General features: G+C 72.2%; 18 protein-coding genes. 6 read left to right on the top strand and 12 right to left on the bottom strand.

The window, feature by feature from the left end; all coding sequences use genetic code 11:
* Nucleotides 1-4: 4 nt before the first annotated feature.
* Complete coding sequence (locus DAA34_RS02760; protein WP_106817515.1) at nt 5-5,140, bottom strand: DEAD/DEAH box helicase; 5,136 nt, start codon at nt 5,138-5,140, stop codon at nt 5-7.
* Between the two features lie 195 nt (nt 5,141-5,335).
* Here DAA34_RS02760 and DAA34_RS02755 point away from each other — a divergent pair, with 195 nt between their 5' ends.
* Both DAA34_RS02755 and DAA34_RS02750 read left to right on the top strand, forming a co-directional pair.
* A complete protein-coding gene (locus tag DAA34_RS02755; protein ID WP_158707567.1) occupies nt 5,336-5,830 on the top strand; it encodes a GNAT family N-acetyltransferase in 495 nt (164 codons plus the stop codon).
* Between the two features lie 161 nt (nt 5,831-5,991).
* A complete protein-coding gene (locus DAA34_RS02750) occupies nt 5,992-6,834 on the top strand; it encodes a DUF2382 domain-containing protein (RefSeq protein WP_106817513.1) in 843 nt (280 codons plus the stop codon).
* A 157-nt stretch (nt 6,835-6,991) separates the two neighbouring features.
* On the opposite strand, the gene DAA34_RS02745 is transcribed toward DAA34_RS02750, so the two are convergent.
* From DAA34_RS02745 to DAA34_RS02735, 3 genes are all read right to left on the bottom strand, one after another.
* Nucleotides 6,992-7,498 carry a low molecular weight protein-tyrosine-phosphatase gene (locus DAA34_RS02745; protein ID WP_199847405.1) on the bottom strand — a complete coding sequence of 169 codons (507 nt, stop codon included), beginning with the start codon at nt 7,496-7,498 and terminating at the stop codon, nt 6,992-6,994.
* A 192-nt stretch (nt 7,499-7,690) separates the two neighbouring features.
* The gene (bioD, locus tag DAA34_RS02740) at nt 7,691-8,467 is read right to left on the bottom strand and encodes a dethiobiotin synthase (protein WP_106817512.1); all 777 of its coding nucleotides are present in this window, start codon (nt 8,465-8,467) and stop codon (nt 7,691-7,693) included.
* Complete coding sequence (locus DAA34_RS02735) at nt 8,464-9,636, bottom strand: aminotransferase class I/II-fold pyridoxal phosphate-dependent enzyme (protein WP_106817511.1); 1,173 nt, start codon at nt 9,634-9,636, stop codon at nt 8,464-8,466. Before DAA34_RS02735 ends, bioD begins: the two co-directional genes overlap by 4 nt.
* A 498-nt stretch (nt 9,637-10,134) precedes the next feature.
* Here DAA34_RS02735 and DAA34_RS02730 point away from each other — a divergent pair, with 498 nt between their 5' ends.
* A complete protein-coding gene (locus DAA34_RS02730) occupies nt 10,135-11,151 on the top strand; it encodes a hypothetical protein (RefSeq protein ID WP_106817510.1) in 1,017 nt (338 codons plus the stop codon).
* A 42-nt stretch (nt 11,152-11,193) separates the two neighbouring features.
* Here the strand turns inward: DAA34_RS02730 and bioA are convergent, their stop codons facing one another.
* Genes bioA through DAA34_RS02715 form a run of 3 tightly spaced genes read right to left on the bottom strand, consistent with a single transcriptional unit; the run spans nt 11,194 to nt 15,130 of the window.
* Nucleotides 11,194-12,576, bottom strand: a complete 1,383-nt coding sequence (gene bioA, locus DAA34_RS02725; RefSeq protein WP_234354076.1) for an adenosylmethionine--8-amino-7-oxononanoate transaminase — start codon at nt 12,574-12,576, stop codon at nt 11,194-11,196.
* The gene (locus DAA34_RS02720; RefSeq protein ID WP_106817509.1) at nt 12,573-13,442 is read right to left on the bottom strand and encodes a diacylglycerol/lipid kinase family protein; all 870 of its coding nucleotides are present in this window, start codon (nt 13,440-13,442) and stop codon (nt 12,573-12,575) included. Before DAA34_RS02720 ends, bioA begins: the two co-directional genes overlap by 4 nt.
* Entirely contained in the window at nt 13,439-15,130 is a 1,692-nt protein-coding gene (locus DAA34_RS02715; protein ID WP_106817508.1) for an FAD-binding oxidoreductase, read from the bottom strand. The genes DAA34_RS02720 and DAA34_RS02715 overlap by 4 nt, the downstream gene beginning before the upstream one ends.
* A 36-nt stretch (nt 15,131-15,166) precedes the next feature.
* Between DAA34_RS02715 and DAA34_RS02710 the strand changes: the two genes are divergently transcribed.
* Together DAA34_RS02710 and DAA34_RS02705 are read left to right on the top strand one after the other, a co-directional pair.
* Entirely contained in the window at nt 15,167-15,763 is a 597-nt protein-coding gene (locus tag DAA34_RS02710; protein WP_106817507.1) for a TetR/AcrR family transcriptional regulator, read from the top strand.
* Between the two features lie 13 nt (nt 15,764-15,776).
* Nucleotides 15,777-17,318: a glycerol-3-phosphate dehydrogenase/oxidase gene (locus DAA34_RS02705; protein ID WP_106817506.1), complete on the top strand. Its 1,542-nt coding sequence runs from the start codon at nt 15,777-15,779 to the stop codon at nt 17,316-17,318.
* 30 nt (nt 17,319-17,348) lie between these two features.
* On the opposite strand, the gene bsaP is transcribed toward DAA34_RS02705, so the two are convergent.
* The 5 genes from bsaP to DAA34_RS02680 form a co-directional block, all read right to left on the bottom strand.
* Nucleotides 17,349-17,558 (bottom strand): biotin synthase auxiliary protein BsaP, encoded by a 210-nt coding sequence (gene bsaP / locus DAA34_RS02700; RefSeq protein ID WP_106817505.1) that lies wholly within the window; start codon nt 17,556-17,558, stop codon nt 17,349-17,351.
* Complete coding sequence (gene bioB / locus DAA34_RS02695) at nt 17,555-18,592, bottom strand: biotin synthase BioB (RefSeq protein WP_106817504.1); 1,038 nt, start codon at nt 18,590-18,592, stop codon at nt 17,555-17,557. The genes bsaP and bioB overlap by 4 nt, the downstream gene beginning before the upstream one ends.
* Nucleotides 18,593-18,640: 48 nt before the next feature.
* Nucleotides 18,641-19,024, bottom strand: coding sequence for a hypothetical protein (locus DAA34_RS02690; RefSeq protein WP_106817503.1), 384 nt, complete (start codon nt 19,022-19,024; stop codon nt 18,641-18,643).
* Nucleotides 19,021-19,374 carry a hypothetical protein gene (locus DAA34_RS02685; RefSeq protein WP_158707566.1) on the bottom strand — a complete coding sequence of 118 codons (354 nt, stop codon included), beginning with the start codon at nt 19,372-19,374 and terminating at the stop codon, nt 19,021-19,023. The genes DAA34_RS02690 and DAA34_RS02685 overlap by 4 nt, the downstream gene beginning before the upstream one ends.
* Nucleotides 19,375-19,610: 236 nt before the next feature.
* Complete coding sequence (locus tag DAA34_RS02680) at nt 19,611-20,342, bottom strand: AIM24 family protein (protein WP_106819720.1); 732 nt, start codon at nt 20,340-20,342, stop codon at nt 19,611-19,613.
* Between the two features lie 160 nt (nt 20,343-20,502).
* Here DAA34_RS02680 and DAA34_RS02675 point away from each other — a divergent pair, with 160 nt between their 5' ends.
* A complete protein-coding gene (locus DAA34_RS02675; protein WP_106817501.1) occupies nt 20,503-20,832 on the top strand; it encodes a hypothetical protein in 330 nt (109 codons plus the stop codon).
* Nucleotides 20,833-20,871: the final 39 nt, after the last annotated feature.

Below are 20,871 nucleotides of genomic sequence, written 5' to 3'. Positions count from 1 at the left end.
CCTCTCATCGTCCTGCCCCGAAGACCGACGACAGCGTCGGCACCGTCTTCGCCAGCTCGTCCGTGCCGCGGACCCGGACCACGGTCCACCCGAGATCCTCCAGGGCATCGGCGCACCCGGCAGCATCGGGATCGCGCAGGTCGAAGACCGCTGCGTGGTCCGGGTAGACGATCGGGACGCGGATGTCACCCACGCGCATCCCGAACGACATGGGGACCGTGTGGCCGTGCTGCTCGAGCCACCCGACCAGCTCCTGCTCGTAGCTGGTCAACCTGTCGAGGTCAGCGGCGTCCGCGACACCCGCTGCGCCCGGCGTGGCGTCCCCCTGGGCAGCGGTCGAGCCCCCGGCGAGCGCCAGCAGCAGGTCGACGATGCTGTGACGGTCGATGAGCGCGTGGTCGGGCTGGTTGTTGTACCCGAGCAGGCAGTCGTAGCAGGCGAGCTGGCAGTCCTCGGTCGCCGTCGGCGCCCGGCGGAGGTCGCCCCCTCGGTCGTCGAAGTGGAGCAGGTCGAGGGCGGCCCGGGCGACGCGGGCGACCGCATCCGGCTCGGACACGAGGCGACGGAGCACGCCCGCGCCTCCCTCTGACGACTCGGTGAGGAGCAGCCGCCCTCGGTTGTCCGGGTCGGGCAACGCCTCCGACGACAGCTCGGAGTCCTCCAGCTGGAAGCAGACCTCGATACCGCGCTCGAGCGCGTGGCGCAGGGTGACGGCCTGCGTGGGGGTGAGCTCCTCCGCCCACCGGGCGATGACGATGTTCCGCCGGTCGTGGACGTACGGCACGACACGGATGGGGCGCTCCACCGTCCCCGGATCGGTGAGCGCGTCGTCGTCCCCGTTCTCGTCGGACTGCCGCAGCCACCGGCCGTTCCGGGGATCGAGGATGAAGCCCTTGTCACCGTGAGCGGCGCGTCTGGGGCCGAGGTTGGTCACCCGGACGGTGGCCGAGTCGGCGTAGGTCAGCTCCAGGAGCGGACCCGACTCCCCGGCCACGGACGCGTCGTGATGCGAGCGTCCCGACGGCCCCTGCGTGAAGTGGTACGTCGTCCGGAGCTCGTACCCCTGGCGCCGCCGCTCCTCCTCGTCGCTGCTGATCCGGTGGCGTCGTTTCGTGAAGACCGTGCGCAGCTCGAGCAGGCCGCGGGTCTCGTCGCCGAGCTCGGCACCGCACAGCTCGCACCGATCCGTCCCCACCTCGACCCGGTGGTGGTAGCCGCAGGCCTCGCAGGTGCGGGCGGACTCCGTCGTCACGCCGTCGGCGCCCCGGGGTACCTCGACGCGGTACACCTGATACTGCGCGCCCTCGTGGTAGATCAGTGCACCTGGCCCGAACTCGGAGATCGCGAGGAACCGGGGCCGCTGGATGTAGTCCCCGGCGTTCCGGGTCATGCCGGGGATGTACGCAGCCAGGGGCAGGCGGGGGAAGGAGTACCCCGGCAGAAAGCCCTCCGACGCGAGGTAGCGGTAGGTGTAGAAGTCCGTCTGGCCGCCGTCGCGGTCCTCGTTCGACAGCAGACGCAGCTGCCCGGCCGCCTCCCGCTGCCGGGCCTCGGCATCACGGCGCCCCGCGTGGTCGGTCGCGTGGTCACGCACCCGCTTCGACTGCGCCTCGTGCTCCCGGTAGGCCGCGCGGTAGAGGATGCGCCACCGCTCGAGGGCTTCGTCGAGCTCGGTCTCCGCCCGGGAGATGACGTCCGAGACCCACTCCTCGTACCACCAGTCGGCATCCCCCGACCCCCACGACGTCCGCGCCGCGCGCACGACCTTCTCGGCGCGCGCAACCGCCCGGGGCGCGATGTCGGGACGGGTGAGGTCCGCCCGGAGGTCGCGGTCGATCGGAAGGATGTCGATGTCGTCCATCTCGAGCAGGTCCGGGATCCGCGCCGGGAGGGAGACCCCCGCCTCGGCGAGCCAGATCGCGTACACGTGGCTGCGCAGGAGCGCCTCGTTCGCCAGATCGAGCCGGGGCGGCTGGACGACCCCGGCGACCATCTGCTCCGGCCGGTTGAAGAAGTACCGGTCGTGGGCGCTGAACGTCGCGCAGTACGTCGTCACGAGCGCCGGCTGGCCAGATCTCCCGGCGCGGCCGGAGCGCTGAGCGTAGTTGGCCGGTGACGGCGGGACGTTCCGCAGGGCGACGGCGTTCAGCGACTTGATGTCGACCCCGAGCTCCATCGTCGGGGAGCAGAAGAGTGCGTTGAGCTTCGCCTCGGAGAACTCGTGCTCGCGCTCCTCGCGCTCGGCCGGAGGCACCTGAGCGGTGTGCTCCCGCGACCGGAGGCCCTTCAGCGACGCTGCGACGTCCCGGTACAGCTCGACGAAGTACGGGTTGACCCGTTTCGCGTGCTCCGCGTAGATGTGCACCCGGACCGGGTCGACATACCCCTTCTTCCCGCCGCCCAGCCGCCACACCACGCTTCCGGCGTTCAGCTGGTACCCGGGTCCGCCCTTCTGGTCGCCGACCTCGACGAGGATGCCCGCCCGGGCGAGCACGCTGCAGAGGTCGCGGATCAGGCCGACCCGGTCCTCGACCGACGGACGCGTCCCGCGGACCTCGTTGTGCTCGTGCGCGATGTACGTACCGAACGCGCTACGCCCCCCCAGGAACTTGTCGTCGTGCTCCGCTCCCTTGCGTCGCCCCTTCGGCGGGCTGCCAGGTATCACGCGCGAGGTCGATGCGGGCTGCTCGTTCTCTGCGAGGGCCCAGTGCCCGGTGAGATGCTGGCGCGAGGCGCTCTGGAGCTGGTCCCACCCCTGACCCGTGAGCGGTGCGGCGTACACCGCGAGCTCCCGGCGGAACTCCCCCAGGAGAGCCCGGCACCACTCGGCGCGTTGCTGCGGGCGAGCGTCGGCGAGCATCGGATCGCACCCGCGCCACATCGCGTCGTCCTTCGCGACGAGGTCGAGATCGGCGTAATCGACCACCAGCAGGCCGGTCTGCTCGAGGTTCGGCATGGTCAGCCGGTAGCCGACCTTGAGGTCGGCGAGGACGCGGTACCCGACCACCCGGCGGAGCGCCGACTCGGCCCGCTCGCGTGCGGAGTACACCGCCTCCGGCGAGAGCGCGTACTCCTCGAAGTCCAGGGCGAGGGCCTCGGACACCGCAGAGTCGACCGCCTCGTGGTCGAGGGTGTGGTCGGCCGAGTGCTCCAGCGCCCTGACCAACGCCCCCCGCAGCTGCGCCGTGAGGACGAAGTCGTTGAAGTGCCCGCTCTGCAGGGCAGCGTCCTGCCGGTTGTCGACGAACGTCAGCAGCTTGCGCGCCCGGGGGTCGAGAGCTTCGTCGGGAAGCTCACGCAGCGTGCGCAGCAGGCTGGTCGCGATGACCGTGATGGCACTCGCCCGGCCCTCGCGGTCGAGGGTCGCCAGGCGGGGGTAGTCGTTCCCGCGGACGTTGGTGTACGAGGTCGTGCACCGCAGGCAGAAGCGAAAGGGTGAGGGAACCCACCAGGCGAGCTGTCCCTCGTCGTCAATCAATCCGTCCTTGCGGACGCGCACCGTCCGGGGAAGGTGCTGCTCGTAGTTCTTCCGAACGACATCCTGCCCGTCCACGGTCTCGAACCAGTCGGCCGGGAGGCGCTTGCTGACGACGGGGTTCTCCGGCCAGGGAAAGTCGTCCCCCCGGGACAGGTACAAGTATCCGCGCTGCATCCGCGACGGGTCGTCCCCGACGCCGGGACGGGCTGCGACCCAGGTGCCGTCCGCATCGGGCCGAAGGTCGGCGACGAGATAGTCCTGGCCGCACTCGCGGCAGAACGTCATGGGCAGGAGCGCCGCGCCATGGTCCTGCGGGGACCGCAGCTGGTAGGTCCCGACGAGCGTGCGCGCACCCTCGGGCTCGATGGTCGAGTAGACGTTGTCACCCTTGGACAGGAACTGGTGCAGCCTGAAGGCGAAGAGCGGCCGACCGGTGCGCGGGTGCGCCACGTTCGACCCCCGCAGCAGGGTCCGGCGCAGCGCCTCTCCGCAGGCGGTCTCGCCGCGCCCCGTCTGCGACGCAAGGACCCGGGCCTCGGTCTCGATCCGAGAGGGGCGACGGCGAACGAGGTGCGGCGGGTCGCTCTCGCCGTCGAGCCCGAACCGGTCCTCGACCCACGCGGCGATCGGGTGCGCGGCGAGGGCGTCGTAGTCGAGGCGGTCGAGGAGGTCGGGTTCGTCGATGACCTCGACGATGGCTGAACGGTCGGAGGCGTCCCCCGTGGTGGACCGAACCAGGGTCTCGCCGATGATCCGTTCAGGCGGGACCTCCACCCCGAAGAACAGGCTCGCGGTCCTCGCCACCTCGGCCGCCTGCTCGGCCCGCTTGCCGGTGGCCATCGTCGCCGAGGTGCCGATGACGTCCAGCTGCTCGGAACGGCAGGCGTCGCGAACCCGTCGGATGAGCAGCGCGACGTCCGCGCCCTGGCGGCCTCGGTAGCTGTGGAGCTCGTCGAGGACGAGGTACCGCAGCCCCTCCGCGGCGGCGACCAGCGAGTCGCGCTCCTTCGGCCGGGTGAGAACCAGCTCGAGCATCACGTAGTTCGTCAGGAGGATGTCCGGGGGATCGGCGAGGATCGCGGCGCGCTCGTCCTCGCCCTCCTGCCCGGTGTATCGCTTGTACCGCACGGGCGCCTGGCCAGGGGGGAAACCGTGGTCGAGGAACTTCTCCAGCTCGCCCATCTGCGAGTTGGCCAGCGCGTTCATCGGGTAGACGATGATCGCCTTGACCCCGCGGCGAGGCCCCTCGGCCACGCGGGACCGCAGCACGTGGTCGACGATCGGGATGATGTAGGCGAGCGACTTGCCCGACCCCGTGCCGGTCGTCAGGACGTACGACCCGCCGGCGCGCGCGGCATCGATGGCGTCCGCCTGGTGCTGATGGAGGTGCAGCGGCTCACCCGCGGGGTCGCTACCGGGGTTCTTGATGCGAAAGATCGGGGCGGTGTCCGGGTGCAGGCGGCCCTGGGCGACGAGGTCCTCGATCGAACCGCCCGCCCGGAAACTCGGGTTCAGGCTGATCCACGGGTCCGGCCACTGGGCGCCGTCCTGGGCCTGAAGGTCGAGGAAGGCCCGGATGTCCCGCGCCCGAGGGCTCACCGACGCCTCGGTAAAGGTTCGGTAGTCGGTGACGACCTTCTCTCGGACATCGAAGACCTGCACGAACGACCTGCCTCTACGTGTGGGGGCTCGGTGACTTGCCAACCTACCGGAGGGAAATCGTCCGCAGGGGTCAGAACGGCACTAGGCTCCCCGGTCCTCCGCCGCATTCGGGCGACCCCTGTCCCGGGCGCGTGCTCGCCGTGGTCCGGAGCCCGCCGGGCCCGCGATGTTGGTGGGCGGTGCAGCATGTCCGTCATGAGCCAGGTGTGCGGGGGGCGGATGCGGCTGGCCGTGTCCTCCGACCTCGAGTCGATCCTCGAGCTGTGGGAGATGTTGTTTCTCGTCGATGGCACGGCGACGCCGGGCTGGCAGGGCCGGGCCCGCGCGTGGTTCGGCGGGCTGGTCGACCGTCCCGACCGGGCGTGCTTCCCCGTCGTCATCACCCCCGAGGGCCTCGTCGCCGTGGGGTCGGGCTCGATCGAGTGCTGCATCGTCCGCCCGGAGCGACCCTCGGGTCGTGTCGTCCGGCTCGGCAACCTCGTTGTCCACCCCGACCACCGGCGCCACGGCCACGGCGCGGCGCTCGTCGACGAGATCGTCCGCTGGTCCCGCACGGTCGGGGCGGATGAGGTCTTCCTCGACACGACCGAGCAGGGCCGGAGCCTCTACCAGCGAGCGGGGTTCGACGGCCCCTCGGCACGGATGTCCCTGCCCCTCCACCTGCCCGGGGATGGCACCGCCGAGAACTGATCGTTGTCGAGGGTTTGACGAACGCGTTGTGCAAGGTATGTTCAGGGATGACTGATCGCCCCGTCGGGGCCACGACAGTGGCAGCGGCACCGCGCTTCAGCTGAAGGACTGCCCCCGGAAGAGGGCGCTGCACAGGCGTCACCTACTCGAAGGAGAACAGCATGAACTTCAACCTGGATGAGGTCCAGAACGGCACCGTCGTCGACCAGAACGGCGACAAGATCGGTTCCGTCGGCCAGATCTACCTCGACGACGTCACGGACCAGCCGACCTGGGTGACGGTCAACACGGGCCTCTTCGGCAACAAGGAGTCCTTCATCCCGCTGAACGGCGCCAACATCTCGGGCTCCGAGATCCGCGTCCCGTACACCAAGGACTTCGTCAAGGACGCTCCGAACGTCGACGACGACGGTCACATCGGTGAGGCTGAGCAGGACGAGCTCTACCGCTACTACTCGATGGACAACACCCGCACGGACGTCGACGTGGACCGCGCCGCTGCTGCCGACGTGGACGTCGACCGCGACCGGGCGGTCGAGGGTGACTCGGTCGTCCGCCGCGAGGAGCAGCTGAACGTCGGCAAGGAGCGCGTCGAGGGCGGCAAGGTCCGCCTCCGCAAGCACGTCGTCACCGAGCAGCAGACGGTGAACGTCCCGGTCGAGCGCGAGGAGGTGGAGGTCGTCCGCGAGCCGATCGCCGACGGTCGCACCGGCGGCGAGCTCCGCGAGGAGACGATCGAGGCCACGACGTCCGCCGAGCGCGCGGTCGTCGACAAGGAGGTCGTCGACGTCGAGCGTGTCGGTCTCGACAAGCGGACCGTCACGGAGAACCAGCAGGTCACGGCCGACGTCTCGCACGAGGAGATCGAGATCGAGCACGAGGGCGGCGAGCGCACGCGCTACTCGAACGTCCAGGACCGTGACGCCGACTTCGAGCGCCGTGGCTACACCCGCGAGGGCGACAGCTGGCTCGACAAGGCCGGCCGCAAGATCACGGGCGCGTGAACCACGACGCACCACCCACCCGCCGCTGATGCGGTGACGTGAACCCCGAAGGCCCCGGACCTCATGGTCCGGGGCCTTCGGCGCGCCCGGGTCGGGGTGGGGGGTGAGCCTCAGCCGGGCACGCGGCTGTGACCGGCGTAACGGATGCCGCGTCGGGTCAGCCTCGTCGGTCGAGGTCGTCGCGGACGAAGTCGACGACCCCGCGGGCGGCGGCGGTCACTTCCGCGTACGTCTGGTCGAAGGCGGCTGCGTCGCCGTACCAGGGGTCGGGCATCTCGGCGTCCTCGCCAGCAGCGGGGTCGAACGAGCGGAAGAGTCGGACCTTCGCCGCGTCCTCGGGGGTTCGGGCGTAGGAGCGGAGGGTGGACGCGTGCCCCCGGTCGGCGGCGAGGACGAGGTCACGCTCGGCGAGCCACCCGTGCTCGAACGCCCGCGCGACGTGCTCGCGGCCGCCGAAGTCAGCGTGACCGTTCCGCTCGAGCACCGCGAGGGTCCGAGGATCCGCCGGGTTGCCGACCTCCCAGCTGGTCGTCCCCGCGGAGTCGACGACGACGCGGTCCCCGAGACCGGCCTCCTCGAAGAGCTCACGAAGGATGAACTCACCCATCGGCGACCGGCAGATGTTGCCGGTGCAGACGACGCAGACGCGGTACGGCTCGCTCACGGGGTGCTCCTGGGTGGTCTCGGGGATTCGTGGATCGGGCGTGGTGGGTTCGGGGGTTCGTGGGATGTGAACGACGACGGTCGCCCCCGCCGGTCGACGATCTGCGCGTCATCGCTGACATCTGCGCGCGATATTCGGCGCGCAGATGGCAATTGCGCGCGCAATTGCGAGGAGGGACGAGCGGGCGGTGGGTCAGCGGATCGTGAGCCAGGTGGGGGCTTGGGTGGTGAAGGTCTGGGGTTCGAGGGTGCCCACTCCCGTGGGGATGCGGCCGAGCAGGGGAGCGCCGGCCACCGACGGGATCTCCTCCACGTTCGTCGTCTCCGCCAGCCCCGGGTCTTCGGGCCACGTCCCGAGCACGACCCCGAGCAGCGGGAGCGACCGGGCGGCGAGCGCCTCCGCCGATAGTGCGATCGAGTTCAGCGTCCCCAGATGCGGGTCGGCGACGAGGACGACCCCGACCGACGTCCCGACGTACCGCAGCGCCGTCCCCAGGTCGGCCAACGTCCCGCCCCGACCGTCGAGCCGCACGAGCAACCCGCCCGCGCCCTCGACGATCACCGTGTCGTGCTCCGCCGCGAGCGAGCGCACCGTCCGGGCGTGATCGGCGATCGTCGGCAGCTCCACCCCCGCACGTCGGGCGGCGACGTCGGGCGCGAGCGGCTCCGGCACCCGGATCGGCTCGAGGGTCGTCAGCCGCGCCGCCGTCTCCGGGGTCGCCGCGAGGGACCGCACGACGTCGACGTCCCCCGCATCCCCCGGCGCCAGGCCGGTCTGCGCCGGTTTGAGCACGGCGACCCGCGACCCACGGGCGAGGACGAGCGCGGTGAGCGCCGCCGTCGCGATCGTCTTGCCGATCTCGGTCCCCGTCCCGGTGACGAGGACGACCGAGGGCAGCGCGAGCTCGCGCCGGTCGTCCGCCGCATCGGTGTCGAGGGTCGGGCCGGTGGGGGGAACCTGCTCGCTCATGCCGCATCTCCTGTCGTGCCGACGACGCCGGCCAGGACCTGCGCGACCGTCTCGAGGTCCTCGTCGGTGATCCCGGCGTGGGCGGTGAACCGCAGCCGGGAGATCCCGTCGGGTGTCGACGGCGGGCGGAAGCACCCGATCCGCACGCCCCGCTCACCGGCCTCCGCCACCGCCGCGACCGCCTCGTCCGGTCCGGGCATCGGCACCGACAGCACCGCCCCGGCCGGCTCGTCGACCCCGCACACCTCGGCCAACCGCGCCGCGACCTCCCGCACCCGCGCGCAGCGCCACGGCTCGTCGGCGAGCACGTCGAGCGACCCGAGCGCCGCCCCGGCCGCCGCGGGCGCCAGGCCGGTGTCGTAGATGAACGGGCGCGCCGTGTTGACCAGGTGCTCGCGCACGAGCCCGGTCCCGAGCACCGCCCCGCCCTGGGACCCGAGCGACTTGCTCAGCGTCGTCGTCACGACGACGTGCGGCCGTCCGGCGATCCCCGACCCTGCGACGAGCCCCGCACCGTCGGCGCCACGCACTCCCAGCCCGTGCGCGTCGTCGACGAGGAGGACCGCGTCGTGCTCGGCGCACAGGTCCGCCAGCTCGACCAGCGGCGCCGCGTCGCCGAGCACCGAGTACACCGACTCGACGACGACCATCGCCCGGCCGCGCGGCTCGCCGTCCCGGCCGACCCGCGCCGTGAGCAGCTCCTCGACGTGGCCGAGGTCCCTGTGCCGGGCGACCTGCACCGATCCGCGGGACAGGCGCATCCCGTCGATGAGCGAGGCGTGGCAGTGGGCGTCGGAGACGATCAGGGTGTCGGCGTCGGCGAGGGCGGTCGTCGCCGCGAGGTTCGCGTGGTAGCCGGTCGAGAGGACGAGGGCCGCTGGGGTCCCGACGAGCGCCGCGAGCCGGTCCTCCAGCTCCGCGTGGATCGGCAGCGTCCCGGTGACCAGCCGCGAGGCCCCCGCGCCACCACCGGACCCCGCCGCCGCGCGGGCGGCGTCGATCACGCGCGGGTGCCGCCGCAGCCCGAGGTAGTCGTTGCTCGCGAGGTCGACGACGTGCTCCGGCCCGGCATCCCCCCGGACGACCGTCTCGCGGTGCAGGCCCGCGGCATCCCGCTCGCGCGCCCGGTCGCTCAGCCAGTCGGTCAAGGTCGTCGCGTCGGTGATCATCCCGACGATCCTCTCACCGCATCCCGGCGGCCCCTCGCCGCCAGGGTGAGACCGCCCCCACCCCCGGTCTGCGATCGAGCCCACGCCCACCCTCGCTGCTGGCCCGGCGGATCCGAGCGCGCTGTGCTCTCCGTTGCCGCGGATGCTTGCCTACGCCGTCGTGTTCCCGGGCACGAGATCCGGTGGGAAACGCCTGCCCAAGCCGCGCAGTGCACCACCTGCGGCGGGTGCACGACCGCCGTTGCCGGCTGGCGGATCCCCCCGACACGACATCTTCGAGGCCATCGCCGCCGAGGCGCCGAGGTCGCGTATGAGCGACTTGACCACTCGCTGGCCAAGCGTCCAATTGGTCGTGGGTGCCGTCAGACCCCTCGCGTCCGGCCCAAGATTCCGCTCCGGGGCATCGGCCCGGTAGACCGGGGCGGCAGCCCGACGATCGGGGGCGGTGGACCTTGTCATTCGGGGACAAGTTGTGCCTTGCCGTGCTACCAAAGTCCCGTGGGGACCTCGATCTTTACCAGTGAACCGATGGCAACCCGGGCTCTCGCCGCGGAGCTTCGCCACAACGCCGAGCACGCAACCGCCCTGCTCGAGGAGAGCTTGAAACTCGCGACCGGCGAACTGGGGGTTCTGACCGATGTCAGATGCGAGTCGAAGCGAAGGATCGATGTCCTGCTGGTGTACGCGGCTGATGGCAAAGAGCGACGAGTTGGTCTGGAGGCGAAGTTCGATCACCAGATCACGGCCGAGCAGCTTGAGCGTGAAGCGGAGGTTGTCGACCATCTCGTTCTGCTGGTACTCGCCGCTGAGGATGCGGGCGTTCACGCAGATCTCGTCGACTGCGTGATCACATGGGAGCAGCTCCTCGCGACCCTGCCTGACTCACGTTTGACCCTCGATGACGTGCGGAACATGCCGTCCGACAAGCTCACTGTTGAGCGCATGTTCCGGGCCCAGGGGGTCGCGGAGCGGTTGTTCCCTTCCGACTGGTTTGTCGAGATCCGGCGCAACGGCGCCGGGATGCCCTCGATCATCGTGCAATCCCCGACACTCCCGGACGGACGCGAGCTTCGCGGCCAGGTCCAAGTGATCGGGCGGGCGATGCCGAAGGAGAGCGAGCTTCTGCGGCTCGAGTATCACGTGGGTGTCCAGGTGATTGCCGACGACGACGACTTACCTGACGCGAGGGAGTGCGAGTCGGCGCCGGCTTGGATCAAGCATCTCAGGGTCCTGGAGCAACTGGTCACGGACGACGCAGGAGAGAGGTTCCCCCGTATCGCCAGGACGGCGGCCGGGAATGGACGTGGTGCGCGAGGTGCCAACAAGATCCCGCTGGTGAACAAGTTCCTCGATGGCCAGACGTGGCTTGCCAAGGGGTACACGGACGGGTGGGCGCTTGGTGTGAAATCGACGCCGACCCCCGCGGGAGAGCTGGGCTCGCTGTGCGATGAAGCCGCGGCGCTGTTCTTGGCTTGGTTCGAGCGGGAGGCCGACGGCCGTGCGGAGGACCGATGACGGCGGCCCTACCGTGGCACCGGGCGGCGCAGCCCGCGCAGGTCACCCGGACCCGGTCCGTTCAGCGCTGGCCGCGGCGTCGACGGCCGCCCCGACCCCGGCCGTGAGGACCTCGACGTCGGCGTCCGTGCACGCGTACGGCGGCATCGCGTAGACGAGGTCGCGGAACGGCCGCAGCCACACGCCCGCGTCGAGTGCGGCCGAGGTTACCGCCTCGTGCAGCGTCCCCTCGACCGGCCGGTCGACCCGGACGACACCGACCGCCCCGAGCACGCGGACGTCGAGCACCCCGCGCCGCTCACGCAGCGGCTCGAGCCCCGCGCGCAGCGCCGCGGACAGCCGCGCCACCGTCCCCGCCGCACCGGTGCCGCCGTAACCCGGGGATTCGAGGAGGTCGATGCTCGCCGAGGCGATCGCGCACGCGAGCGGGTTGCCCATGAACGTCGGACCGTGCATGAGGGCACCGGCGGACGCGCTCACCCGGTCGGCGACCTCGTCCGTGCACAGCACCGCGGCCAGGGAGAGATACCCGCCGGTGATCGCCTTGCCGATGCACACGATGTCCGCGGGCTCGGCGCAGCGGTCGCCGGCCCAGCGGGTCCCGGTGCGCCAGAACCCGGTCGCGATCTCGTCGTGGATGACGAGCGCGCCGTGCTCGCGCGCCCGGCGGGAGAGGTGGTCGACCGCCTGCGGCGCCCACGGTCGCATTCCACCTGCTCCTTGGAGCAGCGGCTCGACGATGACCGCGGCCAGGTCCGGCCCGTGCTGCGCGAAGAGCGCGTCGACCGACTCCCGCCACGTCGCGAGCGCGCCGGGGTCGCTCACCGGGACGCCCGTGACGGGGTCGACCGGGGCGTGCGGGGGCAACGGAGCGAAGACGTGCTCCGGCAGGACCCCGCGGAAGAGGGAGTGCATCCCGCCGACGGGGTCCGTCACCGACATCGGCGAGAACGTGTCGCCGTGGTACCCCCCGCGGACGGTGAGGAAGCGGGTGCGGGTCGGTCGCCCGTCGAGGACACCCGCCTGGAGGGCCATCTTCATCGCGACCTCGACGCTGACCGACCCGCTGTCGGCGAGAAAGACCCGCGTCAGGTGCGCCGGGGTGATCGCGAGCAGCCGCTCGACGAGGCCGATCGCGGGCGCGTGCGTGAGCCCCCCGAACATCACGTGGCTCATGGAGGCGAGCTGGTCGCGCGCGGCGGCGTCGAGCTCCGGCACGGCGTACCCGTGGATCGCGCACCACCACGAGGCCATCCCGTCGACGACCTCGCGGGTGCTCCCGTCCGCCTCGCGCAGCCGGAGGCGAACCCCCGACGCGGACTCGACCAGGCGTGTCGTCACCGGGTCGAGGGAGGACGAGTACGGGTGCCAGACGTGATCCCGGTCGATCGCGAGGAGCTCATCGGGCGGCCGGGGGTCGATCACCCGGCGAGGATACGCACGGCCTCCCGGTGCACCGTCACCGTCACCGGCAGCCGGCCGATCGGGTCGCCATCGGCGTAGACGTCGAGGTCGGACGGACCCTCGATCCGCACGGTCCGCGCCCGGCTCGACCGGACGCCGGGCCGGTGCACGTGCTTGCCGCTGAACGTCTGCAGCTCGGTCACGGCGAAGGCGACCCGCGAGGTCCGGCCGGTGACGACGAGGTCGAGCTGGCCGTCGTCGAGGACGGCATCGGGGCAGATGTGGATTCCGCCGCCGTAGCGACCCGAGTTGCCGACGGCGACGTTCCACGCCTCGACCTCCTCGCGCCGCCCGTCGACGGTGAGGACGAACCGCCGCGGCCGCGTGCGGAACACCGCCTTCACCCCGCCGACCGTGTAGACGAGCGGGCCCCTGAGCCGGGACTCGTTGGCGATCCGGTTCGCGACCGAGTCGTACCCGACGGCGGCGACGCCGAGGAACCGCGTTCCGGCGACCTCACCGATGTCGACGCGCCGCTCCGTGGCGGTCGGCAGGCCCTTGGCGACGGTGAGGATGCCGTCGGTGATGCCCACGGCCCGTGCGAAGTCGTTCCCGCGGCCGCCGGGCAGCGGCGCGACGAGGGCGCCGGACTCCATCGCCCCCGACGCGACCGCACCGAGCAGCCCGTCGCCGCCGAGCGTCGCGAACAGGTCGTCGGGCCCGGCCGCCGCGGCGAGCGCGGTCGCCTCCGCCGCCGATCCGGGAACGACCTCGGTGACGTCCCAGCCCGTCGAGCGGAGGGCGTCGAGCACGGGGGTGCGCAGCCTCTCGGCCCGGCCACCGCCCGCCGTCGGGTTGACGACGAGCGTGACGGACCGCGCGGTCATCGAGCGGCCTCGGCGGCTGCGACCTCGGCGTCGGTGGGGATGAGCTTGCCGGGGTTGAGGATGCCCTCGGGGTCGAGGGTCGCCTTGACCGCACGGAGGATCTCCACGCCGAGCCCGCCGATCTCGCCCGCGAGGTAGGGGCGGTGGTCGGTACCGACGGCGTGGTGGTGGGTGATCGTGCCGCCGGCGGCGATGATCGCGCGGGACGCGGCGTCCTTGGCCGTGCGCCACTGGGCGATCGGGTCGGCCGCCTCCTTGGCGAGGAAGGTGTAGTACAGCGACGCGCCCGCCTCGTAGAGGTGGCTCACGTGGCACTGGACGATCGCCGGGGTTCCCTGGCCGGCGAACGCCTCGTGGAGCGCGGTCGAGACGGCGTCGTGCAGGACGTGGAGGTTCTCCCACGTCGTCGCCGTCTCGAGGGTGTCGACGAGGACGCCGTGCCCCATGAGCTCGTCCCGCAGGTACGGCGCGGAGAACCGGCCGTGCTCCCACTTCTGGGCGATGACCTTCGGCATGCGGATGCCGTGCTCGCGCAGCAGCCCCTCGGCGGCCTTCTGGCGGGCGGCGAGGACCTTGTCGTCCCGGCCCTCCCAGAGGAAGAGCGAGATGCACGGCTCCGACAGACCGCGGGCGCGCATGTACGCGGACATCGCGGTCCCGGCCCGGCCAGCCAGCCGCATGGAGACCTCGGTCTCCTCGGCGTCCGAGAGCCGGCAGACGTCGGGCGCGACGCCGTGGCCGAGCTCCTGGGCCAGGGCGCGGAAGGCCTCCGTCGCCTCGGCGTACGAGCCGAACGCCCACGAGGCGTAGCGCTTGACGGTCGGCGCGGGGACGACGCGCATGGTCGCCTCGGTGATGATCCCGAAGGCGCCCTCGCTGCCGACGACGAGGTCGGTCAGGCGGGGGCCGGCCGCGGTGGCGGGCGCGCGGTTGCCGACGACGAGCTCGCCGCGAGGGGTGGCCAGACGGGCGCCGACGACGAGCTGGTCGCTGCGGCCGTAGCCCGTCGAGGCCTGGCCGGCCGACCGGGTGGCGACGTACCCGCCGAGGGTGGCCTCCTGGTGGCTCTGCGGGTAGTGGCCCATCGTCAGCCCGTGGGGGCGCAGCGCGGCCTCGATCTCCGGCCCGCGCAGGCCGGGCTCGAAGGTCGCCAGTCGCGAGACGGGGTCGAGGGAGACGAGCTTGTCCATCCGGCGCAGGTCCACGGCCAGGACGGGCGCGGGACCGTCCTCGCCCGCGCCGACGCCGCCGACGACGCTCGTACCGCCGCCGAACGGGACGACGGCGATCCCGGCCTCGGAGCACGTGCGCAGCAGCTCGGCGACCTCGCGGGCATCGGCGGGGAAGGCGACCGCGTCGGGGGCGTTGCGACCGTCGCCGTCGCGCAGGCGCTTGATGTCCGGGTACGACTTGCCCCCGGCGTGCTCGACCCGGTCCCGCCGCTCGGTGGTCACGTGCGCGGCCCCGACGACGGCGGCGACCGCCGAACGCTGGTCGTCCGTCAGCCGGCTGTCGGGCAGCCGCACGTCCTCGATGGGCACGGGCAGGTTCGGCACCCGGCGAGGGGAGACGCCGAGCTCCTTCTCGAGCGCGGACCACGCGCCGGCCGACAGGGGCTTGGCCTCGGTCGGGTCACCCCAGCCGTACCAGACGGAACGAGGGATGACGTGGGTCAGCAGATCGGCCATGTGAAACAGAGTAACGGTGGTGATACATTGTTGTCCATGGTGAAATCGACCGAGGCGCTCGTCCTCGCCGCCGTGCGTGAGGAGGTCATGGCCTACGGCGTCCGCCGGGCCACCGCGACGTCGATCGCCCGACGGGCCGGGGTCTCCCGGGTCACCGTGTATCGCGTCGGCGGGACGATCAACGACCTCGTCATGTCCGCCCTCGTCTCGGAGTTCCGACAGCTGCTCGACGAGGTCCGGGTCCCCGACCCGATCCCCGCCGGGGCGGATCGCCTGACGGTGCTCGTCGACGAGGTTCTCGGGTTCCTCTCCGCCCTGCGCGCCTCCCCCCTCTTCCGTGCCCTGCAGCACCACGACGCCGAGATCCTCCTGCCCTACCTCCTCGACCGGCTGGGCCGCTCGCACGAGATGCTCCTGAGCCACCTGCGCGAACGGATCACGGGGGGGATCGCCGACGGCTCGGTCCGGGAGGTCGATCCCGACCGTGCCGCCCTCGTCCTCCTGCTGGCCCTGCAGTCCTTCGCCGTCTCCGGGTCGATCGTCCAGGCCCACGGCCACGCGTCCGAGATCGAGGACGAGATCCGCCACGTCGTCACCGGCTACCTCCAGCCGGTGGCACCACCTGCCCCGTGACCAAGGAGAACCCATGACCGTCATCGACGCGCGCACCCGCGAGGCCGCCCTCGACCGCCTCGGCGCGCAGCGGTACGACGTCGTCGTCGTCGGTGGTGGCGTGACCGGGGCCGGGGTCGCCCTCGACGCGGCGAGCCGGGGTCTGCGCACGGCCCTCGTCGAACGGGTCGACCTCGCCGCGGGGACGAGCCGGTGGAGCAGCAAGCTCGTCCACGGCGGCCTGCGCTACCTCGCCAAGGGCGACATCGCCATCGCGTGGGAGTCCGCGGTCGAGCGTCACCACCTCCTCACCGCGATCGCCCCGCACCTCATCCACCCGATCGCCACCCTCCTGCCGCTCGACGAGGGCACGTCGCCGGCGATGGGCGCGCTCGCCGAGACCGGCATCCGGTTCGCCGATACCCTCCGCATGGTCCGGCGGACGCCGGCGCGCCTGCTGCCCCGCCCGCGCCGTGTGAGCGCGCAGGACGCGCTCCTGCTCGCCCCGTCCATCGACCCCGACGGGCTGCGCGGCGCCATCGTCTACTGGGACGGCCAGCTCGAGGACGACGCCCGGCTCGTCACCGCGATCGCCCGGACCGCGGCCGCCCACGGCGCTGACGTCGTCACCCACGCTGCCGCGAGCGAGGTCCGCGAGGACGCGCTCACCGTCACCGACGAGCGCACCGGGCGCAGCATCGACGTGCGGGCGCGCGTCGTCGTCTCCGCGACCGGGGTGTGGGCCGGTGACCTCGAGCCGCAGCTGGCGGTGACCCCGAGCCGCGGCACGCACCTCGTGGTCCGCTCGAGCGCCCTCGGCGACCTGCGGGCCCAGCTCACCGTCCCCGTGCCCGACCACTTCGGGCGGTACGTCTTCGCGATGCCGCAGACCGGTGGGCTGACGTACATCGGCCTCACCGACGACCCGGCGCCTGGCGTCGACGGCATCGCGCCGCCCGTGCCGGAGGAGGACGTCGACTTCCTCCTGTCGGTCATCAACCGCGGGCTGGCGCGTCCGCTGACCCGCGACGACGTCGTCGGTCGCTTCGCGGGTCTGCGGCCCCTGGTCACCCCGGCGACGTCCGAGGCGAAGGGTGCGATGCCGACGAGCGACGTCTCGCGCGAGCATCTCCTCCTCGACGAGCCCGGCCGTCCGCTGACGATCGCCGGCGGCAAGCTGACGACGTACCGACGGATGGCCCAGGACGCCGTCGACGCCGCGGTCGCACGGCTGGGCCGGGACGAGCCGTGCCGCACGACCCGGATCCCCCTCGTCGGAGCGGCCGACGAGCGCACACTCTCCCGCATCGACGCGCCCCGGCACCTCGTGCGGCGCTACGGGACCGAGGCGGCGGCGGTGTGGGCGCTGCGGGAGCAGGCGGCCTGGCTCGGCGAGCCGGTCGTGCCCGGGCGCCCGACGATCGGGGCCGAGCTGCTCCACGGCGTCCTCGCCGAGGGGGCGCTCACGCCCGAGGACCTCATCGAGCGGCGCACGCGTCTGTCGCTCGTCGACGCGGACGTGCCCGCCGCGCGGGAGGCGGCGCAGCGGGCGCTCGACCTCGCCGCGCAGGGCTGACGGCGCAGGGCTGACGGCGAGCGTCGGGCGTCAGGCGGGGTCCTGGCGCTCCGTCCCGTGGACCGAGCACGTCGCGCTCCAGCCGAGCGGGACGACCTGGACCTTCATCCGCCGGCGGCAGCGCGGGCAGAACCGCGGCGGCTCCTCGGACGCCAGCCAGCGCTCGCACGCGCCGTGGTCGCCCGTGGCCTCCGGCTCGCCGCACCTGGTGCAGTACGGCGCGTCGTGCTGCTGCGTCACAGCGTCTCGTTGAGGGCCTTGATCGGCATCTCGAGCTCCTCGAGGAGGGCGAGGTCCTCCTTGGGGTCGCGGCCGAGGGTCGTCAGGTAGTTGCCGACGATGACGGCGTTGATCCCGCCGAGGAGACCGTCCTTCGTGCCGAGGTCACCGAGGGTGAGCTCGCGGCCGCCGGCGTACCGCAGGATCGTGCGGGGTAGGGCCAGGCGGAACGCGGCGATCGTCCGGAGCGCGTCGTTGCTCGACATCGGCTCGAGGTGGCCGAACGGCGTGCCGGGGCGCGGGTTGAGGAAGTTCAGCGGCACCTCGTGCGGCTCGAGCGCCGAGAGCTCGGCGGCGAGCTCCGCCCGCTGCTCGAGCGTCTCGCCCATGCCGACGAGCCCGCCGCAGCACAGCTCCATGCCGGACTCCTTGACCATCCGGCAGGTGTCCCAGCGCTCCTCGTAGGTGTGCGTCGTGACGACCTCCGGGAAGTAGCTGCGCGCCGCCTCGAGGTTGTGGTTGTAGCGGTGCACGCCCATGTCGACGAGGTCGTCGACCTGCTCCTGGCTGAGCATCCCCAAGGAGGCGGCGACGTGGATGTCGACCTCGTCGTGGATCGCCTTGACGCCCTCGCGCATCTGCGCCATGAGCTTCTCGTCGGGACCGCGGACGGCGGCGACGATGCAGAACTCGCTCGCGCCGGTCTCGCGGGTCTGCTTCGCGGCCCGGACGAGCTCGGGGATGTTCAGCCACACGCTTCGCACGGGCGAGGTGAACTGGCCCGACTGGCTGCAGAAGTGGCAGTCCTCGGGGCAGCCGCCGGTCTTGAGGGAGACGATGCCCTCGACCTCGATGGCCGGGCCCTGGTAGCGCATCCGGACCTCGTGGGCGAGGGACAGCAGCTCCTCGAGCCGGTCGTCGCCGGTGCGGAGAACCTCGATGAGCTGCTCCCGGTTCAGCGGGACCCCGCGATCGAGGACCTGCTCGCGGGCGATCTCGATGATGTCCCCGTCGGTGCGGCGGTCGTCGGTGGGTGCGGGAGCCTGCGCAGTCATGGGGGCCATCCTCCCACCGGCCCGGCCTGTGGACGGATGGGGTGTCGGTCAGCGGGTGGCGGCGGCGTCGAGGATGTCCGTGTCGATCCGGACGGTCGTGCCGTCCTCCCCGCTGAGCGTGACGTGGTCGCCGGCGACGTCGGCACCAGCGCCGACCTCGTACGGGAACGGCCAGGGCACCTCCGCGCGACCGCCCTCCAGGGCGTCGTGGGCGGGTTCCACCAGGACGAGGACGTCGGTGTCCTCCGCGAGCAGGCGGTCGGCCCTCTCGTGCCGGACGCAGTAGCGGCCCTCGCACTGCTCCCACACGGTCTGCGGCTGGTGGAACGCGAGCTCGGCGACGACGAGCGCACCGACCGCCAGGTAGGCCACCGGCACGGCGACGACGACGCCGAGGGCGAACCCGAGCGCGCCCCGGAGCCAGGCGCTCATCCGAGGTCCTCCGCGCTCACCCGCGGGAACGTCGCGGTGACGTGCCCGTCGGAGACCGTGACCGTGTCCGAGCCGAACACGACCTCCGGCTGTGCGTCGCGCCGCAGCGGCCAGCCGTACGTGACGGCCCGGGGGATCTCGGTGCCGTCCTCCTGCCGGACGACGAGCCGCAGCTGGTCGAGGTGCACTCCGAGGATCGGGTCGCGCAGGGCGTGCTGGACGCACAGCCCGGTGCGCACCGGACCCCCGTCCGGGCCGGTCGCGGTGAGGTCCTCGTGCTCGCACTGCTCGAAGACGGTGGTCGGCCGCTCCGCGCTGCCGACCACCATGAGGCCGAGGACGATCGGCACCGAGGCGAGCGTGACCGCCAGCCCCCCGGCGACGAACGACGCGACCCCGACCCCCGGCCGGAGCCGGCGCCGCGCGCTGTCAGCACGCGGCGCCGGGCCGGGCGGCGCCCCCGCGCCGCCGACGGATCCGCCCTCCGGCGCGCCCGTCGTTCCCCCTTCGGGTGTCCCCATACCCTTAGGACGGGACGAACGCGCCATTGGTTGCCTCCGACCGGGAACTTTTTTCCTAGGCAGGGTCAGCTGAGGAGCGACCCGAGCGCGCTCGCCCCGCCGCCCCCGCCGCTGCCGCCCTGGCCGTTGCCCTCGACGACCGACTCCGAGGGCTGGACGAGGACGTACCCCTGGCCGGAGAAGGCCATCTGGAATGTCTCCCCGGTGCCACCGCGGACCATCGACTTCAGACCGCCGGTGTCGACGCGGATGTCCATGCGGACCCCGTGCGTCCACAGGACGACGGCCTGGGCGTCACCGAAGGTCGGGGCCGAGGCCACATCGAGGGCGACCGGGTCACCCTTGGTCGTGATGGCGACGTAGCCCGTGCCGCGCAGCTCGACGTTGTACAGGCCGCCGGTCATCGCCGCGCCGCGGGCCTGGATCCGCTTGATGTCCCACTCGATCGACGAGCTGAACGCGAGGACGTTGTTGCCGTTGACGGAGATCAGGTCGTTCTCCAGGTACATGACCTGCACCTCCGAGGCCATGTCGGCGACGAACAGCTCGCCCTGGCCGGAGCACTGCATCATGTTGACGCCCTCGCCGGTCATCGCCTGCTTGAACATCTTGCCCAGACCGCCCGAGCCCTTGTTCTCGAAACGGATGTCGCCCTGGTAGGCGACCATCGAGCCCGACCTGGCCCAGACCGGGCCGTACCCCATCTGGATCTTCAGGAGCTTCTTGTTCTGGAGCGAGAACTGGTCCCTCGACTCCGTCTCCTTGAAGTCCGTGAACAGCTTGCCGTGGATCGTCACCGCTGGTTCCCCTTCGTGTCCGCAGTCGGCCGCGACGGTCGCGCGACCGGTCACCTCGAACCCTAGTGATCCGAGGCGCCGGTCCGTAGGGTTGCGCACGCACCGGCGCGCACCGGCGCGTCGACGACGGGCCCGGCCGCGGGCCGGACGGAGGGGACGCATGGGTTTCATGGACAAGGCCCGCTCGCAGCTCGACAACCTCGCGAACAAGGCCGACGGCGCTCTCGGGGGACCCGGCAACGACGTCGAGCGCCACTACCGGGACCTCGGCGTCCTCGCCTACCTCGAGGCGACGGGCCGCCCGGCCGACGCTGGGGAGCGGGAGCGGGTCCTCGGCGCCCTGCGCGCGATGGAGCAGCGCGGCGCGATCCGGTCGTTCGCCCTCCACACGGCCCAGGCCAGCGTGCCGCCGCCCCCGGGCTCGGGTGGCCCCTCGGTGCCGCCTGCCCCCGGCTGTCGCTTATACACATCTGACGCTGCCCACGAATAGAGAGGGGGAGAGCCCGGAGGGCGCCGACTCTGCACCACA

This window comes from Janibacter massiliensis (assembly GCF_900289115.1).
Lineage (GTDB): Bacteria > Actinomycetota > Actinomycetes > Actinomycetales > Dermatophilaceae > Janibacter_A > Janibacter_A massiliensis.
The sequence above is the reverse complement of the archived record's forward strand: the minus strand, read 5'-3'. Positions and strand labels throughout refer to the sequence as shown.

Excerpts from the sequence above, each read along its gene's own strand:
- DAA34_RS02755 (WP_158707567.1), top strand. The coding sequence starts at position 5,336 with ATGAGCCAGGTGTGCGGGGGGCGGATGCGGCTGGCCGTGTCCTCCGAC.
- DAA34_RS02750 (WP_106817513.1), top strand. The coding sequence starts at position 5,992 with ATGAACTTCAACCTGGATGAGGTCCAGAACGGCACCGTCGTCGACCAG.
- bioD (WP_106817512.1), bottom strand. The coding sequence starts at position 8,467 with ATGAGCGAGCAGGTTCCCCCCACCGGCCCGACCCTCGACACCGATGCG.
- DAA34_RS02735 (WP_106817511.1), bottom strand. The coding sequence starts at position 9,636 with ATGATCACCGACGCGACGACCTTGACCGACTGGCTGAGCGACCGGGCG.
- DAA34_RS02720 (WP_106817509.1), bottom strand. The coding sequence starts at position 13,442 with ATGACCGCGCGGTCCGTCACGCTCGTCGTCAACCCGACGGCGGGCGGT.
- DAA34_RS02715 (WP_106817508.1), bottom strand. The coding sequence starts at position 15,130 with ATGGCCGATCTGCTGACCCACGTCATCCCTCGTTCCGTCTGGTACGGC.
- DAA34_RS02710 (WP_106817507.1), top strand. The coding sequence starts at position 15,167 with ATGGTGAAATCGACCGAGGCGCTCGTCCTCGCCGCCGTGCGTGAGGAG.
- DAA34_RS02705 (WP_106817506.1), top strand. The coding sequence starts at position 15,777 with ATGACCGTCATCGACGCGCGCACCCGCGAGGCCGCCCTCGACCGCCTC.
- bioB (WP_106817504.1), bottom strand. The coding sequence starts at position 18,592 with ATGACTGCGCAGGCTCCCGCACCCACCGACGACCGCCGCACCGACGGG.
- DAA34_RS02690 (WP_106817503.1), bottom strand. The coding sequence starts at position 19,024 with ATGAGCGCCTGGCTCCGGGGCGCGCTCGGGTTCGCCCTCGGCGTCGTC.
- DAA34_RS02675 (WP_106817501.1), top strand. The coding sequence starts at position 20,503 with ATGGGTTTCATGGACAAGGCCCGCTCGCAGCTCGACAACCTCGCGAAC.